14 protein-coding genes are annotated in these 17,549 nt (G+C 49.2%); 3 read left to right on the top strand and 11 right to left on the bottom strand.

Annotation, left to right across the window (positions count from 1 at the left end):
- Window positions 1-29 precede the first annotated feature (29 nt).
- The gene (gene yajL, locus B2Q93_RS10030) at window positions 30-620 is read right to left on the bottom strand and encodes a protein deglycase YajL (protein ID WP_286932781.1); all 591 of its coding nucleotides are present in this window, start codon (window positions 618-620) and stop codon (window positions 30-32) included.
- Window positions 583-1,494, bottom strand: a complete 912-nt coding sequence (panE, locus tag B2Q93_RS10035; protein WP_212477033.1) for a 2-dehydropantoate 2-reductase — start codon at window positions 1,492-1,494, stop codon at window positions 583-585. The genes yajL and panE overlap by 38 nt, the downstream gene beginning before the upstream one ends.
- Before the next feature lie 128 nt (window positions 1,495-1,622).
- Here panE and B2Q93_RS10040 point away from each other — a divergent pair, with 128 nt between their 5' ends.
- A complete protein-coding gene (locus B2Q93_RS10040; RefSeq protein WP_040076922.1) occupies window positions 1,623-2,114 on the top strand; it encodes a YajQ family cyclic di-GMP-binding protein in 492 nt (163 codons plus the stop codon).
- Between the two features lie 30 nt (window positions 2,115-2,144).
- Here the strand turns inward: B2Q93_RS10040 and B2Q93_RS10045 are convergent, their stop codons facing one another.
- Window positions 2,145-3,506: an MFS transporter gene (locus B2Q93_RS10045; protein ID WP_286932784.1), complete on the bottom strand. Its 1,362-nt coding sequence runs from the start codon at window positions 3,504-3,506 to the stop codon at window positions 2,145-2,147.
- Between the two features lie 1,433 nt (window positions 3,507-4,939).
- Between B2Q93_RS10045 and B2Q93_RS10050 the strand changes: the two genes are divergently transcribed.
- Both B2Q93_RS10050 and B2Q93_RS10055 read left to right on the top strand, forming a co-directional pair.
- On the top strand, window positions 4,940-7,360 hold the full coding sequence (locus B2Q93_RS10050) for a filamentous hemagglutinin N-terminal domain-containing protein (RefSeq protein ID WP_286932786.1): 2,421 nt from the start codon (window positions 4,940-4,942) through the stop codon (window positions 7,358-7,360).
- Window positions 7,361-7,416: 56 nt separating this feature from the next.
- Complete coding sequence (locus B2Q93_RS10055) at window positions 7,417-9,063, top strand: ShlB/FhaC/HecB family hemolysin secretion/activation protein (RefSeq protein WP_286932788.1); 1,647 nt, start codon at window positions 7,417-7,419, stop codon at window positions 9,061-9,063.
- Window positions 9,064-9,354: 291 nt separating this feature from the next.
- Here B2Q93_RS10055 and B2Q93_RS10060 read toward each other — a convergent pair whose 3' ends face one another.
- The 8 genes from B2Q93_RS10060 to B2Q93_RS10095 form a co-directional block, all read right to left on the bottom strand.
- Window positions 9,355-9,687 carry a hypothetical protein gene (locus B2Q93_RS10060; RefSeq protein ID WP_046884459.1) on the bottom strand — a complete coding sequence of 111 codons (333 nt, stop codon included), beginning with the start codon at window positions 9,685-9,687 and terminating at the stop codon, window positions 9,355-9,357.
- A gap of 232 nt (window positions 9,688-9,919) precedes the next feature.
- Window positions 9,920-10,807, bottom strand: coding sequence for a heme o synthase (gene cyoE / locus B2Q93_RS10065; protein WP_046884458.1), 888 nt, complete (start codon window positions 10,805-10,807; stop codon window positions 9,920-9,922).
- A gap of 11 nt (window positions 10,808-10,818) precedes the next feature.
- On the bottom strand, window positions 10,819-11,145 hold the full coding sequence (locus B2Q93_RS10070) for a cytochrome o ubiquinol oxidase subunit IV (protein WP_040076916.1): 327 nt from the start codon (window positions 11,143-11,145) through the stop codon (window positions 10,819-10,821).
- Window positions 11,145-11,759 carry a cytochrome o ubiquinol oxidase subunit III gene (locus B2Q93_RS10075; RefSeq protein ID WP_040076915.1) on the bottom strand — a complete coding sequence of 205 codons (615 nt, stop codon included), beginning with the start codon at window positions 11,757-11,759 and terminating at the stop codon, window positions 11,145-11,147. Before B2Q93_RS10075 ends, B2Q93_RS10070 begins: the two co-directional genes overlap by 1 nt.
- Complete coding sequence (gene cyoB, locus B2Q93_RS10080; protein ID WP_046884457.1) at window positions 11,749-13,740, bottom strand: cytochrome o ubiquinol oxidase subunit I; 1,992 nt, start codon at window positions 13,738-13,740, stop codon at window positions 11,749-11,751. The genes B2Q93_RS10075 and cyoB overlap by 11 nt, the downstream gene beginning before the upstream one ends.
- 16 nt (window positions 13,741-13,756) lie before the next feature.
- On the bottom strand, window positions 13,757-14,704 hold the full coding sequence (cyoA, locus tag B2Q93_RS10085) for a cytochrome o ubiquinol oxidase subunit II (protein ID WP_040076912.1): 948 nt from the start codon (window positions 14,702-14,704) through the stop codon (window positions 13,757-13,759).
- Window positions 14,705-15,180: 476 nt separating this feature from the next.
- The gene (ampG, locus tag B2Q93_RS10090; protein ID WP_286932791.1) at window positions 15,181-16,656 is read right to left on the bottom strand and encodes a muropeptide MFS transporter AmpG; all 1,476 of its coding nucleotides are present in this window, start codon (window positions 16,654-16,656) and stop codon (window positions 15,181-15,183) included.
- A gap of 48 nt (window positions 16,657-16,704) precedes the next feature.
- Window positions 16,705-17,283 carry a lipoprotein gene (locus B2Q93_RS10095; protein ID WP_286932793.1) on the bottom strand — a complete coding sequence of 193 codons (579 nt, stop codon included), beginning with the start codon at window positions 17,281-17,283 and terminating at the stop codon, window positions 16,705-16,707.
- Window positions 17,284-17,549 lie beyond the last annotated feature (266 nt).

Here is a 17,549-nt window from a genome sequence, read left to right on the forward strand (position 1 = left end):
ATAACGGCAACCCCAGGGTTGCCGTTTTTTTATTCGTAGTAATTATAAATGCCCGCCGCCATAACCAGTTGAGATGCCACTTCATGGGCTTTCTCGCGTCCAGCCAGTAGCTGAATAATCTTCAGCGCAAAATCAGTCGATGTACCCGGCCCCTGGCTGGTTAACAGATTGACGCGCGGATCCCAGACCACGCGTTTATCCACCCATTGCTCTTCGGGGATACGATCTTTAAGCGTCGGGAAACCCGTCATGTTGCCGACAGGAAACAGGTTATGAGGCACAAGCACCGTGCCCGCTGCGGCGCAAATGGCCGCGACGATACGCCCGGAAAGATGGAACTGACGCACGGTCTCTACCAGCAGGGGGCTGTCCCGAAAACACTCTGCCCCCTTCAGGCCACCCGGTAACACGATGATGTCGTAATCACCATCCGCCACCTCTACCAGCGGGGCATCGGCCAGGAGCTTCACGCCGCGTGAACAGACAATTGCCAGGTTACCATCGCTGGCTACGCTGGCGGTGGTAACGTTAATGCCGCCGCGCACCAGTAAATCAATGGTCGTGACTGCTTCGGTCTCTTCGCTACCAGGGGCGAGGCATACCAGTGCCGACGCGCTCATACTCACTCTCCTTACGTTTAACCATGTCATACAGACGGGCGTTTTCCGGCACGCTAATGCCGTGGGCTCGCGCCCGTTTAAGTAAATACCCGGTAATATAATCGATCTCAGTGTGACGCTGGGCACGCACGTCCTGCAGCATTGAAGAGATATTTTCTGCTGTACTTTCAATAACCTGATCGACGTAATAACGGAGATCGTCAGCGGAGGTGTGTAATCCTTCCCGCTCCACCACCGACGCGACCTCCGCGCAGAGCGTGGCCACCAGTTGCTGATGATTTTTTAATTCGCCGTTTGGACAATTCCAGAGCGCCGTCAGGGGATTGATCACGCAGTTTACCGCCAGCTTACGCCAGAGCTGAGGACGAATATGATTATGCCAGGCCACATCGGGTAAAACGTCCTGCAGCGTATCGGCCAGGTAGCTGTAATCCCCATCCTGCGCCCGGGCCGGGCCAATATGGGTGACGCCGCCAGCGACGTGAACAATGATATTGCCATCGCGCCGCGCCGCGTGCGTGGTGGTGGCCATCAAAAGCGGCTGGTGGATACTTTTTAGCTCATCAATGGTGCCCATACCGTTATGCAGCAACAACACAGGGGATGAGGCGGGTAGCGTGGCGGCCAGCGCTTTAACGGCATCGGAAACTTGCCAGGCCTTCAGGGTCACCAGCAGCATATCGCTCTGGGCGAGAAAATCGGGATCGTTGGCGGTAAGCGATTCATTAAAAATCGTCCCGTCCTCTTCAATCAGGTTCACACTGCAATAGGGTTGGGGCACACGCAACCAACCCTGAACATCGTGACCATGCTTACGCAGCGCAGTAAGCCAAAGCTGGCCCAGGGCTCCGCATCCAAGCACAGTAATTTTCATTGTTCCTCCTCACCTGCAACTGCGCCAGGTGTTACGGCCTAAGTATAGCGCCGTCAGCTAAGCTTCTGTTGAGTTATGCCTCGTAGCGGGTATTATGCAACGCAACAAATATGAAGGGAGAAGAAAAGATGCCATCTTTCGATATTGTTTCTGAAGTGGACATTCAGGAAGTGCGTAACGGCGTGGATAACGCTAGCCGTGAAGTCGAGTCACGTTTCGATTTTCGGGGCGTTGAGGCCACTTTCGAGCTGAATGACGCAAATAAGACCATTAAGGTGCTCAGCGAGTCCGATTTCCAGGTAAACCAGTTGCTGGATATTTTGCGTGCCAAGCTGCTGAAACGCGGCATTGAAGGTACCTCACTGGATGTTCCGGAAGAGTTCGTCCACAGTGGTAAAACCTGGTTTGTTGAAGCCAAACTGAAGCAGGGCATTGAGAGCGCGGTGCAGAAGAAAATCGTTAAGCTCATCAAAGACAGCAAGCTGAAAGTGCAGGCGCAAATCCAGGGTGAAGAGATTCGCGTAACCGGTAAATCCCGTGACGATTTGCAGTCCGTGATGGCGCTGGTGCGAGGCGGCGATCTGGGGCAGCCGTTCCAGTTTAAAAACTTCCGTGATTAATAAAAAAGCCCGGTCAGACCGGGCTTTTTTTTAGGCTTTCACTGCCTGCTCCACTTCGAAACGGTTAGTCACCTTGCTGTCAATTTTGACGTAGGCACTGCGCTCTTCCGCGGCAATAAGAACTTCACTTACGCCTTCAGTGGATTCAAGACGCTGTTTCAGCGCTTCACTTATCTCAACGCCATCAGGAATTTCGATCCGCAGGCTGCTTACGTAACGGGGCTCTTTCATGGTGGTGGCAACAAACAGCCAGACCATGGCCAGCAGTGCGCCCGCGAGGAAGACCGTTTGTGAGTCAAACAGACCATCTACCCAGCCCCCAAGCGAGCCGCCAATGGCCACACCAAGAAACTGGCTGGTGGAATAAATGCCCATCGCCGTACCTTTATAACCTGCCGGAGACTCTTTGCTGATCAGCGACGGCAGCAGCGCTTCCATCAGGTTAAAAGCGAGGAAGAAGAGTTGTACGCCAGCTACCAGCTCCCAAAAGTGCGGGCCGGAGCCCCAAAGCACGATCTCGGCAATGAGCAATATCGCCACGCAACTGATAAAGACGCGCTTCATCTTACGCTTCACTTCGGCATAGATAATAAATGGTACCACCGAGACGAACGAAATCAGCATCGTCACGAGGTAAATCTTCCAGTGCTCTGCCGCCGGAAAACCTGCCGCTGCAAGCTGTCCTGGCAGGGCGACAAAGGTCGACATCAGCAGAATATGCAGGCACATAATGCCGAAGTTAAGCTTGAGCAGGCGCGGCTCCACGAGCACTTTGCTGAAGCAGCCTTTCACCATCCCCGACTCACGGTTAAGGACGTGATTTTTACTGTCCGGCACTACCCACAGCGTTAAGGCAATACCGATAGTCGCCAGTATGGCAATCATCCAGAACAGGGCATGCAGACCCAGCTTGTGCGTAATAACCGGGCCGAGCACCATCGCTATGGCAAAGGTCACCCCGAAACTCACGCCAATAAAGGCCATTGCTTTGGTGCGGTTTTGTTCGCGCGTTAAGTCTGACAACAGCGCCATCACGGCGGCGGCTATCGCCCCGGAACCTTGCAGCGCGCGGCCAAGAATAATACCCCAGATAGAGTGGGAGAGGGCGGCGATAATGCTACCCAGCACGAAGACCAGCAATCCGCCCACAATTAACGGCTTGCGACCTACGCGGTCAGAGAGCAGACCGAAGGGGATCTGGAAGATGGCCTGGGCCAGGCCATAGATGCCAATCGCCAGACCAATCAATGCTTCGCTGGCACCCTGCAGCGCCATACCATACGTAGTCAGAACGGGCAGGACCATAAACATGCCGAGCATACGCAGTGAGAAAACAGTCCCTAAACCCCAGGTGGCGCGCAACTCGCCCGGCGTCATTTTATAATCGTTCATTACCACCTCAACCTAAAAGCAGGCCATAGTTTAGGTGGGGTGATAAGTGCGGTAAATAGATGTTTGTTAAAATATATTAAGTAAACGTTAATGTTAGCGTTTTTCAGCCAGATAAATGTGGGCATTGAGGCACGAAATGCAAAATTGTAACGTTAGCAGAGTCAAGAAAGGCTTCCGTCATGTTAACCTTTATCTCTCTTGATGTGTTTGAATCAAATCTCTTCCAACCGAATGCGGTTTTGTTCAGGCATTATCTTGTTCGCCCAAAAGTTCATAACAATAATAAGTTTGGCTACCTGCGTCGTAGATGAAGGGGTTTAATGATTTCTTTACCCGTTATAAGTTATTTAAAAGTTTATGGCGGCTATCTGCTACCAACGCAAAGTCATGAGCATAGTGATGCTGTCATGCAGGTGATCGCACTGACAATCCGCATTGACTGGAATGCAATATATTTATCCAATTTATAAGTCTGATGCTATCATTTTTATTCCGAATGTATTCTTTTGGCCTGCTTTTATAGAGTGGGTTTAATATAAACAGGATATTTAAACTACAAAACTATTAAAAGTATTTAATGGTATCTTGCATTGTATTTATCGGTAACTGTTAAAAGGATATTCATTTTGGGTTTGCAAGAGTGGGGCGCCGAAACAGTTTGACGCTAAAGCAACGATTTTAATGAGTAACGTTTTAAAATAACAAAATGTATTGTAGGTTCGTAAAGTAGACCAATCGAATATAAACATAATATGAACCATGGTGTTTTTGTCTCTTCAATATGTGAAATAGGTATGAATATACGGCGATGAAAGTTTTAGATAAAACATGATTTACTTCATTAATGGTTCATTGCGGTTGTATATTACTGAAAAACATAGATTTATTTTGCATTTACCCATTACTAAAAAGTTGCGAATAAATTCACTCTCATTTTTTTATATAATTCATTAAGAAAAGTGTTGATTCACGTTTTTGTCACAGAATTCAGGGCTTATTCACTATTGTATTAAGCTCGATACGATTAAAATTCTGCTGTCAAAGAGGTTGGGTGACTTTATTTAGATGTTCGATTTGAACATCTAATAAAGAAGATCTGCAACGAAATTTTGCTCAGTAACTATACGTATCCTGAACAGGGAGGCGTGAGTTCTCAGGCATATTTACTTTGTGGTGAAGTTATTGGGTGGTGTTAATTGTTGCGCCATGAAATTAGTTTCATTAAAGGCGGATTTAAATTCATTATTTTGCCTGATCTTTTTGAGTTAATGAGGTCGGCATGGCATGACCTTGTAGCATAGTTTATTAACACATAATTGAATGTACCTGCGGCATGAAATGGCCTAAAGGGAGACGCTTTTGAATTAAAGTTCAGTGTTCGGGTTTCCTTTGGTCTGGGTATTAACAACATAATCTTTACTTGATAGGTTTATATGAAAAATAGCGAAAACAAATGTAAGGCAATCAGATTAAATCCTATTGCTGCTTCATTGTTAATGCTGATGCCAGTAATGGCGCAGGCGGCCGATATTACAATGGTTGATGGCAATGTAACCAGAGCAGCTAACGGTACAACTATTGTCAATATCAAAGCGCCAAACAGCAAAGGCATTTCTCATAACATTTATCAGACTCTGAATGTCAATAAAGAGGGGCTGATCTTAAATAACGCCGGTAACACCACAACGTCGCAACCCTCTCCGGGCTCAATATCTATCTTTGAAAAGTTGGGCCTTTCTCCGGCGACCAGTAATCCTGGAACGACGGTAGCGGGAAAAGTCACGACGACTTTGGGTGGCCAGATCGACAGCAACCCGAACATGGCGGGAGGAAGTACAGCACGCGTGATTCTGAACGAAGTGACCTCACGTAAACCGAGTGCGCTGAATGGCATGATAGAGGTCGCAGGCGATGCTGCTCATGTAATTATCGCTAACCCTAACGGTATTACGACCAAGGATAGCGGTTTCATCAACGCCTCAAAAGCAACCCTAACCACCGGGACGCCAGAGATTAAAGATGGCGAGCTGAAAGGCTACATCGTGAGTGACGGTCTTATCACGGTTGGAGGTTTGCAGAGCACATCTCCAACGGAGATCCTGGCGCGTCACGCTAAAATAACAGGGACTATCCAGACGGGTGAACTGACGGTTATTGCAGGCACCAACAAAATTAACACGCAAGGTGTCGTGACGGCGACGTCAGTGCCGCTCACAAAAATATCGGGCTTTAGTGTGGATGTTTCCCGTTTAGGGGGCATGTATGCAAACAAAATCAGCCTGATAAGCACAGAAAAGGGTACCGGTGTGCGTAACGAAGGCACCATTGGCGGCGGCGCGGGTGGCGTCAAGATTACAAATACTGGCAAGCTGGTTAATAGCCGCGGAACACTTACGTCGAACGGAAATATCGAAATAGCGAATAACGGTAAAATTGATAACACCGCTGGCAGCATCCTGGGTGACAGAATGATTTCGATCGACTCCTATGGACAAGCCTTCACGAACATTCGCGGTGGACGCGTTTATGGTGTCTCAAATGTCAATATCAGCAGTGGAGCACTCGATAATACCAACGGTAAGTTAGCTTCGGGCGCGACCTTAGCTGTCAATACCAATGATAAGAACCTGACTAACACCGGCAAAGGCCCTACTGCAGGTATTGAGGGTGCAGTTGTTGCGCTTGAGACAGGCTACATGAGCAATATCAATGGTCAAATTAGCGGCGGCACGGTGAGGGCAAAAAACTCCTCCGTTAACAACTATACAGGGACGATATCGTCAACTAATGATATTACGCTGGAAAGCAAAAATGTTCTTGATAACCAGCGTGGTATGATTCGTTCCACCGCAGGCAATGTGGTTATGAAAGCAACCAACATGAACAGCGTAGGGTCATACATCGCGGGTAAAAATGTCACCATTGAGTCCGCTGTAGACATAAGCGGTAAGTATTCTCTGATCGCGGCTACCGAAAGGCTGAATCTGAAAGCGGGTGGAACTATCGATTCAAGTTCTGCAGACAAATTTAATGATAATGCTGGAAAGCAATTTAACCTCGAAAAACAAAAAGGCGGTTTAGTAGGCGGCCAGGGCGTCACAATCACTTCTCGTAAATTGAATGTTGATGACAGCCGTATCCTTGCCCAGAGAGGGAATGTAAATATTACGACCAGCAATGCGCTGCTGGGCAGTCGCGCACAGATTGCCGCAAATGCTGGCAGCATGCTGATTAATTCTGAACGTGTATATGCCGATTATTCAACGCTCTATAGCTCAGGCGACTTACGCATCAATACGACGGGCCTGTCTTTGAATGGGGCTGGTAGCGTTGAGAGTAACAATAGAACAGGCGTGATAAATTCTGATCGCAATGTTTTATTGAGCGTTAATGGTAATTTCAGTAATTCCGGATGGATAAGCGGTAAAGAGGGCGTTACTTTAACAAGTACAGGTTATATGACCAACCATGGCACTATTAACTCCGAAAAGGATATTGCTATTACGGCTAAGTCATTAACAAATAACAAAGATATTACGGCGGGAAGAACGCTTAATATCAATACTACTTATGATGTGACGAACAGTGCCGATAGTAGAATTTCGGGTTTGACCACACGGGTTAACGCTGAAAATGTTTCTAATCGGGGTAAGTTAGAAGCGGGTTCACGCCTGAATGTTACAGCTAATAAAAATGTGTATAACTACGACAGTATGTTTACTGCAGGGAATGCGGTTATTCATGCTCAATCTATCTTTAACTCTGGTTCATCGGCTGTCATGGGGGGGACCCGTGGTCTGGACGTTACCCCTGCCACAATCGGTGGCGAAGGCGGTAGGGTAGTTGGTCTGTAGTTAATTAATAGATGGAAGCAGAGTTCTTTTCTGCTTCCATCCTCTTAAGGATGAGAATGGATACTCGCTCGTTTATTGGTCTTGCCGTAGTTTTTTTTCTGGTTAGTGTTGAATCCGTAGCTGAAGTGCAGTTGGGGCGGCTTGTCAAAGAACAGCAAAGTCAGGATAACGCGGTTCAACAAGAAAATAAGGTTGAAAAGAAAGACGTCTTTGCCAAAGCGCCACAACAATCTTTCGAAGTGAATGATTTTCCGTATGAAGCTCAATGTTTTCAGATTGATGAGCTGATACTGGAAAATGATTTTCTTAAGAAGCGTGGTTTAAACCAAATTAAAGAAAAAATAGCAGGGAAATGCTTAGGTATAAAAGGTATCGAGAAAGCGGCTATCCTTGTTCAAGATTATTATATCAATGCAGGTTTTGTTACAACGCGCGTTGAGACACCTTCACAAGATCTTGCCACTAAAAAACTTATTTTAAAAATTATTCCTGGCTTGATTGAAGAGGTCATTGTTATCAATGATGATGTCATTAAGTCACTTCTTCCTTTCGGTAAAGGCGACGTGCTCAATCTACGCGATATTGAGCAAGGTTTAGAGAATATACAACGCACACCTGGCGTCGATGTTAAAATACAAATTCTGCCAGGTGACCAAAATGGGATGAGCAAAGTTCTTATCGATCCCCAGCGGAGTTCACGCTGGAATATTCGAACGTCTTATAGCAATTTTGGCGATGAAAGCACAGGTCGACAGCTTCTGGGGATGACGGGCTATTTGTATAATATAGCCAGAATAAGTGATCTCTTTTATTTGGCTGGGACAAGTAGCCAGACTGGGGGATATAAAAACCTCAGCACTTACTATAGCTTCCCTGTGGGTTACACCGAGCTTAGTGCCTATTATAGTACCAGTAAATCTCGTCAAGGCATTGGTTTGGCAGGCTACGTTTTCGACTATATAGGCAAGACTGAATATCTCAACCTTAAAGGGTATCGGATGTTACGTCGTGATGCAGATTCTAAACTGGCTGCAACGGCTGAAATCATACGGCGTAAATACAACTATACGCTGGCAGATACGGAGCTTGAGCTGCAAAAGCGCAACATGACGAACTTGCGTTTAGGGGTGAACTATAAGCAAAACTTCACCGGTGCAACCCTGGATACCACATTAACATGGCAGCGATTCGTCCCCTGGTTGGGAGGAGATAAAACCCCCGATATGCGCTATGGTGACGTCAGTTCCCGTAGTCAGATGGTGAATTTCAACGCCAGCTACGTTAAATCAATGACTTTCTTACCTGTGGCCGCGTATTACGAGCTCAATGTGGGTGGACAGTACTCACCTGATAACCTGACCTTGCAGGATAGACTTACTATCGGCGATCGCTGGAGCGTACGCGGTTTTGAGAACAGTGGCGGAATTGATGGTAACAGAGGCTTCTGGTTACAGAACACGCTGAATATGTTTACGGGCTTTAAAGATAGCGTTGCGTATATAGGCACGGATTATGGACAGATCGTCAGTAGCGACTCAACGCAGGACGCTGGAGGTAAAAAAATGATGGGGGGCGTTGTCGGTATCAAGGGGGATATCAAATCTCTTCAATATGATTTCTCAATGACCAGCCCATTCCTTTATCCTAAGAACCTGGATGTGGATAAATATACCGTTAATATGAATTTAAGTTACCAGCTATAGCCCCGGAACTTGATTATCAACGTGTTAGTATTGCATGGCCGCTCTTATTCACGGCGGTCATGTAGTGATATAAAACGCTGCTTAGATAACAGGTGAGAGGGCAGTATGCTACATTCCCCGGCGTCTCGTAGGTGCAGGTTATGATGCCGGGCTTGCCAGCAACGCCAGAGTAGTCTGGCTAAGATAACATCTTAGGTTTCACTTATGATGCGTCAGTTCAGAGCGTAGAGTGAATAAAACCGCTAGTTTTTTCTGGCAGGCAATTTTACCTGCCAGAAATCTCACTCTGCGTCAGGCAGAGGCGGCATCGATAAATTTATTCCAGTCATTTCCGGCATTGCTGACGAAGTTAGACCAACTGTCTCCAGCGGTACTGGTAAAGTTATTCCAGTTACTCGAGCCAGTCGAAACGACAGATGTCCAGCTGGACTGGCCAATCACATACTTACCGAACTCCAGTGCGCTATCGGCGACAAAATGCGTAAATGCAGTACCAGACGTCCAGACAAACGAGGCAAAACCGATGCCTGAATTAAAGACAAAGCTGGAAAACCCGGTGACGGCGCCAAAGAGGTCGAAGCCCCCTGAGACATATTCCATTTCAATTATAGATAATTCTTTCATGTTTATTCCCTTAATAAATAATCCTGAATACATCAGTTATGTATCCATTTCGGGAGGCTAACACTGTCGATAGCGTTAAGCTATAGCGTCTTCAAAACTAAGAATTAGTAAATATACAGGGGTCACCTTGCATACTCTTAGCCTGGCATATGACCGTGACATCCTTCTCAGAACCTTACGCAAAAAAAAGCCCCGGGCGCAGGCCCGAGGCTTTTTTAACAGCATCCTGAACTTACCAGACGTAAGTGAGCAGGCTGTGTGAATCCGGTACCATAAAATCGACGGACATCATCACGCTCAATGCGGTAATAGCAATGATAGAGAAGCCGAACAGCTTACGCGCCCAGACCTTATCATCTTCCACTTTATAACCGCGCAGTGCCATGCCCAGCCACCAAACGCTCACGGCGGCAGCGACAACCAGGTATTTATATCCAGCGTAACCGCCCAAAGAGAGCATCAGCGTCGCGATAGCGAAGGCAATGATATAAAGCGTGATGTGGTTCTTGGCGACCGAAATGCCTTTCACGACCGGCAGAACCGGGATGTTCGCAGCCTGATAATCCTTAAAGCGGAAAATCGCAATGGCATAGGAGTGCGGCATCTGCCACAGGCTAAAGATAGCCAGCAGGATGAGCGCACCGCTGTCGAACTCGTTAGTGACCGCGCAGTAGCCAATCACCGGCGGCGCAGCGCCGGAGAGTGAACCAATCAGCGTACCGTAAACGGAGTGACGTTTCATATACAGGCTGTAGATGCCTACATAAACCACGAAACCCATCACCCCCAGCCAGCAGGCCAGAGGATTAGCACCGAACCACAGCAGCATAAAGCCAGCAATACCCAGCAAGGTGGCGTACACCAGCGAGACGGAAGGGGACATCAGGCCTTTTACCAGCACCCGGTTCTTAGTCCTTTCCATCTTCCTGTCGATATCCATGTCGATGTAGTTATTAAATACACAACCGGACGCAACCACCAGCGACACCCCAACCAGCGTATTGATAAAGAGGGTGTAATCAATGCTGCCCTTAGAGGCCAGCAGGAACCCTCCGATCACGGAGATCAGGTTGCCAAAGATGATGCCTGGTTTCGTAACTTGCAGGTATTGCTTAAACATACTCGCCGCTCTTAGTGAACCATCATGTTGTAGTTGAGGTTCCACATGATCCAGATGGAGCCGACTACCAGGATTGCGATGATAATCACAGTAAAGACGAAGGCCGTCATGTTCCAGCCTTCATCAGACTTGGTGTTCATGTGCAGGAAGCAAACCAGATGCACCAGAATCTGAATCACCGCGGTCACCAGGATTGCGCCCAGAATAACCGGCTTAGAAGCAGAACCGCTCATCACCATCCAGAAGGGGATAACCGTCAGGATGATCGACAGGATGAAACCTGTCATATAGGTTTTTACGCTGCCATGGGAAGCGCCATGATCGTTAGAATGACTCATTACATCGCCCCCATCAGATACACAACAGAGAACACACAGATCCAAACCACATCCAGGAAGTGCCAGAACAGGCTCAGGCACATAATACGGGTGCGGTTGGTGCTCGTCAGGCCACGACGGGATACCTGGAACATCAGTACCGCCATCCAGATCAGGCCTGAGGTTACGTGCAGACCGTGGGTACCCACCAGCGCGAAGAACGCGGACAGGAAGCCACTACGATCCGGGCCGAAACCTTCAGCAATCAGGTGATGGAATTCATAGATTTCCATCCCGATGAAGCCCGCACCAAACAACCAGGTCAACGCCAGCCAGGAGACAACCTGGCTCTTGTTGTTTTTATACATGGCAATAGCGGCCATGCCGTAGGTGATGGAGCTGAACAGCAGCAGTGCGGTTTCAACCAGAACGAACGGCAGTTCAAAGATGTCCTTACCGGTCGGGCCGCCCGCTGTGCCGTTCACCAGAACGGCATAGGTTGCGAACAGACAGCAGAACAGAATGCAGTCGCTCATCAGGTAGATCCAGAAACCGAAAACTTTCATCGGTCCTGTATCGTGGTGCGCGTGTTCATGCGCATGGGCAGTTGAGTGCGCCAGAGTATCAGTTGCCATTTTTCAGCCCCGCTTTAGCAATCTCGTCGAAATGCTGGTTTTCCAGTTTTTCAACTTCACGGACTGGTACGTAGTAGTCCACGTCCTCGTCAAAGCTCTTCACAATCCAGCTAATTACGATGCCAGCAAAGCCAACAATCGCCAGCCACCAGATGTGCCAGATCATTGCGAAACCAAATACCGTAGCGAAGGCGGCAATCACAATGCCCGCACCGCTGTTTTTCGGCATGTGGATCTCTTCGTAATGTGCTGGTTGCTTGTACGCTTCACCTTTTTCTTTCATTTCCCAGAATGCGTCGCGCTCATGAATCTGCGGCACAATGGCGAAGTTATAGAACGGAGGTGGAGAAGAGGTTGCCCACTCCAGCGTACGGCCACCCCATGGGTCACCGGTCAGGTCACGGTTCTGGTCGCGGTCGCGAATAGAGACGTAGAACTGAATCAGCTGAGAAGCAATACCACAGGCAATCAGTACCGCACCGCCTGCTGCAATCATCAGCATTGGGTGGAACTGTGGATCAATCTGCTGGCTAAGACGACGGGTCATACCCATGAAGCCCAGCACGTACAGCGGCATAAATGCAACGAAGAAGCCGATGATCCAGAACCAGAAGGCGCGTTTACCCCATTTTTCGTTCAGGGTGAAACCGAACGCTTTTGGCCACCAGTAAGTCACACCTGCGAAGCAACCGAAGACCACACCGCCGATGATAACGTTATGGAAGTGGGCAATCAGGAACAGACTGTTGTGCAGTACGAAGTCTGCACCCGGTACCGCCAGCAGTACGCCGGTCATCCCACCAACGGAGAAGGTCACGATGAAGCCGATAGTCCACAGCATCGCTGAGTGGAACTGGATACGGCCCTGGTACATGGTGAACAGCCAGTTGAAGATCTTCACCCCGGTCGGGATGGCGATAATCATTGTGGTAATACCGAAGAAGGCGTTTACGTTCGCGCCCGCACCCATGGTGAAGAAGTGGTGCAGCCAAACGATGAACGACAGAACGGTAATACACACGGTTGCCCACACCAGCGAGGTGTAACCAAACAGGCGTTTACGCGAGAAGGTTGCTGCGATTTCGGAGAAGACACCGAACACTGGCAGAACCAGGATGTACACTTCCGGGTGACCCCAGGCCCAAATCAGGTTGATGTACATCATCATGTTGCCACCCATATCGTTCGTGAAGAAATGGGTGCCCAGATAACGATCCAGGGTCAGCAGCGCGACGGTGACAGTCAGAATTGGGAAGGAGGCAATAATCAGGATGTTGGCGCACAGAGATGCCCAGGTAAATACCGGCATCTTGAACATGGTCATGCCAGGGGCACGCATCTTGATAATCGTCACAAAGAAGTTAATACCGGTCAGGGTCGTACCGACACCGGAGAGCTGAAGCGCCCAAATCCAGTAATCAACACCGACACCAGGACTGTACTCAATTCCCGAAAGCGGCGGGTAGGCCAGCCAGCCGGTCTGCGCGAATTCGCCCACACCCAGTGACAGGTTTACCAGGATTACGCCAACAACGGTGAACCAGAAGCTCAGGTTGTTCAGGAACGGGTAAGCAACGTCGCGCGCACCGATTTGCAGCGGTACTACAACGTTCATCAGACCGATTACCAGCGGCATCGCCACGAAGAAGATCATGATAACGCCGTGAGCGGTAAAGATCTGATCGTAGTGGTGCGGTGGCAGGAAGCCAGCTTCACCGGCCGAGGCAAGCGCCTGCTGGCTACGCATCATGATCGCATCCGCAAAGCCACGAATTAACATGACGATACCGACGATGCAGTACATGATACCGAGTTTTTTGTGGTCAACCGAAGTCAGCCACTCATTCCACAGGTAGCTCCACTTACCGAAGTAAGTGATCAGGCCAACTAAAGCCGCACCACCAATGATAATTGCAGCAATCGTAACCATGATAATGGGTTCATGGTACGGCACTGCATCCAGTGTCAATTTTCCGAACATTTTCTTCCTCGGCCCCTTAGTGAGCGGTTTCCGCGTGGCTCATGTCCATGCCTTCCATCCCTTCGTGCGAGCTATGCTCACCTTCAGGCTGGGTCACGTCCATGCTCTTGCCATGATCCATAAATTTGCCAATCACATCTTTGAACAAATTCGGTTTCACGTCAGAGAAGTACTCCACCTTGTTATATTCGCTAGGTGTTGCCACTTTTTCGAATGCCGCCATGTCAGACATGGTGTTCGTAGACTGCTTCGCTTTTTCAACCCACTGGTCGAAGGCGGCGCGGTCAGGAGTGGCAATGGCTTTGAACTTCATACCAGAGAAGCCTGGGCCACTGTAGCTGGCGGAGATACCATCGTAGGTGCCTGCTTCATTCGCGATCAGATGCAGGTTAGTCTGCATACCGGCCATCGCGTAAATCTGGCTACCCAGACGCGGAATAAAGAAGGAGTTCATCACGGAGTTCGAGGTCACTTTGAATTCCACCGGAGTGTTCGCCGGGAAGGCGATTTCATTCACGGTAGCAATGCCCTGTTCCGGGTAGATGAAGAACCATTTCCAGTCCATGGAGACCACTTCAATGGTAATAGGTTTCTCATCGTGAACCAGCGGTTTGCTTGGCTCGAGTGCGTGAGTGGTTTTCCATGTCAGCACAGCGAGGAACAGGATGATCAGGATAGGAACCGTCCAGACCACAGCTTCAACTTTGTTGGAGTGTGACCAGTTAGGGCTATACTTCGCATCTTTATTGCTCGCACGGTACTTCCAGGCGAAACCAACTGCCATCAAAATGGCAGGAATAACGACGATCATCATCAGGCCGAAAGCCGTCAGAATCAGGGAACGTTGTTCCAGTCCAATCTGTCCTTTGGGGTCTAGAAGTGCAGAATCACAGCCACTGAGTAAAACAGTGCCTGCAATTAACGACAACCATCCCAAACCTTTATTGTATTTCCTAAGTGTCATTTAACGACCTCAATTCCACGGGGACCTGGTGGCGTTTAAAGTGTGGGGGCATTTTACGGGAAGGTTACATTACTGTAAACATCATTAGCCCTGTGTCAGGAAGGTGTTACCGGGTTCTGCCGCACATGTCACATGTGTTGCAAAACGTGTCTAATTTTAAGACAAAAGTCGCGTGTTATGGGCGTTATAACGAAACAGTTTCTGAAACCGGTGTCAGGCGGGGAATTGGTATAACCATTGCAAAAAATACACAAATAATTAACAAATAATTATCAATAAAAGGACATTTAAAAAACGATAAATTAAACTTTCATCAGCTGAATCGTTTAATGGGAAATAGAGTTTATTATCGCTTCCAGTAATTTCCAAATTTCTATTGCGCACGAAACAACAAATATATTTTTTCATTCACCAGGGTTATTTGCCGTTATAATTTCACACTGTTATTACAACGGCAAATAACCTTTTCTTCTGGATTAGGCCATCTGATGTCTGCGCAGCGCCAGGTAATCCAGCACCGCACCGATAAGGATACCCGTCACCGCCAGTAGGGCACCTACGTCGAGCAGAAGATCGGCCATCGGCAAGGCGAGCGCGGTGAGTGCATTGACGATCAACACCAGCAGCCAGACGCCGAGTAACGCACAGCCGGCCATCAGCATGCGCAGAGCAAAACGGTACGCGGAAGGGAAGTCACTTCTCGGCATGAATTGCTCCGTTTGCTGGGTATATTCCAGTGAGCGGCGGCAAATTAGTAAAAGGATCAACCCGGGAACGGCGGCGATAACCGAGAACAGATAGAACTGAGGCCAGCCGTGCGCTTCAACGAACCAGCCTGCCAGCGGGCCGACGTACACCCGGCCAACCGCCGAAAGGGCAGAGAGCAGCGCAAACTGGGTGGCTGAAAAGGATTTGTTGCACAGCGTCATCAGCAGGGCCACAAAGGCAGCTGTGCCCATACCCCCGCACAGATTTTCAAAGAAGACCGCGGCTGCCATGCTCATCATCTGCTTATCGGTCACTGACAGTAACCAGTAACCCGCGTTGGAGATGCCCTGCAGAATGCCAAAGATCAGCAGTGCACGGAATAGCGTTAAACGCTGCATCAAAACTCCGCCGTACAGCGCACCCACAATCGTGGCGATCAGCCCCAGGGTTTTATTCACCACGCCCACTTCGCCGGCATCAAATCCGACGCCACGAATAAGAAAGGTGGTGGTGAGGCTCATGGCAAACGCATCGCCCAGTTTGTAGAGCACAATCAACAGCAGGATCAGCCAGGCGTTATTACGGGCAAAGAAGTCACGTAGCGGCTCGGCCACGGCCTGCTCGAGCGTGCGCGGCACCGGAATAATATCGTCTGGTTCGGGCGCGAGTAGGGTGGCGATCATGCAAGGGATGATTAACGCGGCCATAAGCCAATACATACCGTGCCAGCCGAGATAACGGTCAGCCAGCCAGAGCGCCAGTCCGCCAGATACCAACATTCCCAGCCGATAGCCCAGAACGCTGATCGCCGCGCCTGCCCCGCGCTCTTCTGCAGGCAGCACGTCGGTTTTCCAGGCATCAAAGACAATATCTTGCGACGCCGAGCAGAAGGCGATGACCACCGCCAGCGCCGCCATCCAGCGTAGCTGTGAAGAGGGTTCAAGGAAACCCATCCCGGCGATGGCCAGTAAGAGCAGCGCCTGCGTTATCAACAGCCAGCCCCGGCGACGGCCGAGCAACGGCGGCGTGTAGCGGTCCATCACCGGCGACCAGAGGAATTTAAAGACGTAAGCCTGGCCGACCAGAGAGAAGAAGCCGATGGTCTTAAGATCGATGTTCTCAACCGTCATCCAGGCTTGCAGGGTGCCGGAGGTCAAAGCGAGGGGCAAACCGGAGGCGAAGCCGAGGATCAGCAAAATCGCTGATTTAGGTTGCTGGAAAATGCGTAAGTATTGGCTGGACATGTATGCAATGAGAACTGACCCGGCGAAGTGCCGGGTCAGTGAACAGAATTAACGCGCGTTCTGTTTGATGAATTCATGAATGCTGGTGTCCTGCGCCATATCGGCGATGGTATCAGTCAGCACGCTGTTAACCGCATTGGCAATATTCTTGTTGGTGGCCTGGAAGGCGCCTTCAACGGAATAGCTTGCACGGTAGTTTTTGTTCATCTTATTGCCGTTCTTCGCGGTTGCGATGATGGCGATATCTGCTTTGGTGGAGATGTTGTAGCGTACGTTGCCCTGAGAGACATCGGCATACAGATTGTTGACGATAATCTGCAGATCAACCGCACCGCTTGGGCCAATCATGTAGCCGCGGGAGGTCATTTGCTTCTCAAGCACTTCCTGCAGCAAGAAGCGCAGGTCGCGGGATGCGGTCAGGGTAATCAGCTGGTTATCGCGGGTCACTTTCGCCAGAGCCTGGTCGCGGCGCTGGTCAGCACCATTGATGCTTACGGTCACGCCCATCAGGCTTGGATCCTGCTGCGGCAGGGAAATTTTTGGCGAAACGTCAATGGTGGTTGGCGGTGTGGCGCAGCCAGCCAGCATGAAAAGTGCAACAAGCGGGAAAAGGAGTTTTTTTAACATGTTCGGGGTCTCTACGGATCGTAAGCATAAATAGACAAAAATTGCCGCCATCATAACATCGCCAACGGCGAGGGGAAGTGGTCAACGCATGTAAATTCATCGTCTTGACTGAAATCTGACCACCTGAACACAATTCCTTATGCCCCTGGGGCAAAACGCATGAGTCTCTTATAGGACTTCATCCCTTTGAATGAGAAAATCAGACGAAAGCTAAATTTTTGTTGTCTTCTTGTTATGCAAGCGGTAAAAGCGGCTAACATTTAAAG

The organism is Leclercia sp. UBA5958, from assembly GCF_002430365.1.
GTDB lineage: Bacteria > Pseudomonadota > Gammaproteobacteria > Enterobacterales > Enterobacteriaceae > Enterobacter > Enterobacter pneumoniae.

What these genes read in the sequence shown, in the direction of transcription:
- cyoE (WP_046884458.1), bottom strand. Translation starts at nt 10,807, where the DNA reads ATGTTTAAGCAATACCTGCAAGTTACGAAACCAGGCATCATCTTTGGC.
- panE (WP_212477033.1), bottom strand. Translation starts at nt 1,494, where the DNA reads ATGAAAATTACTGTGCTTGGATGCGGAGCCCTGGGCCAGCTTTGGCTT.
- ampG (WP_286932791.1), bottom strand. Translation starts at nt 16,656, where the DNA reads ATGTCCAGCCAATACTTACGCATTTTCCAGCAACCTAAATCAGCGATT.
- B2Q93_RS10095 (WP_286932793.1), bottom strand. Translation starts at nt 17,283, where the DNA reads ATGTTAAAAAAACTCCTTTTCCCGCTTGTTGCACTTTTCATGCTGGCT.
- B2Q93_RS10060 (WP_046884459.1), bottom strand. Translation starts at nt 9,687, where the DNA reads ATGAAAGAATTATCTATAATTGAAATGGAATATGTCTCAGGGGGCTTC.
- B2Q93_RS10070 (WP_040076916.1), bottom strand. Translation starts at nt 11,145, where the DNA reads ATGAGTCATTCTAACGATCATGGCGCTTCCCATGGCAGCGTAAAAACC.
- yajL (WP_286932781.1), bottom strand. Translation starts at nt 620, where the DNA reads ATGAGCGCGTCGGCACTGGTATGCCTCGCCCCTGGTAGCGAAGAGACC.
- B2Q93_RS10050 (WP_286932786.1), top strand. Translation starts at nt 4,940, where the DNA reads ATGAAAAATAGCGAAAACAAATGTAAGGCAATCAGATTAAATCCTATT.
- B2Q93_RS10075 (WP_040076915.1), bottom strand. Translation starts at nt 11,759, where the DNA reads ATGGCAACTGATACTCTGGCGCACTCAACTGCCCATGCGCATGAACAC.
- B2Q93_RS10045 (WP_286932784.1), bottom strand. Translation starts at nt 3,506, where the DNA reads ATGAACGATTATAAAATGACGCCGGGCGAGTTGCGCGCCACCTGGGGT.
- cyoB (WP_046884457.1), bottom strand. Translation starts at nt 13,740, where the DNA reads ATGTTCGGAAAATTGACACTGGATGCAGTGCCGTACCATGAACCCATT.
- B2Q93_RS10040 (WP_040076922.1), top strand. Translation starts at nt 1,623, where the DNA reads ATGCCATCTTTCGATATTGTTTCTGAAGTGGACATTCAGGAAGTGCGT.
- cyoA (WP_040076912.1), bottom strand. Translation starts at nt 14,704, where the DNA reads ATGACACTTAGGAAATACAATAAAGGTTTGGGATGGTTGTCGTTAATT.
- B2Q93_RS10055 (WP_286932788.1), top strand. Translation starts at nt 7,417, where the DNA reads ATGGATACTCGCTCGTTTATTGGTCTTGCCGTAGTTTTTTTTCTGGTT.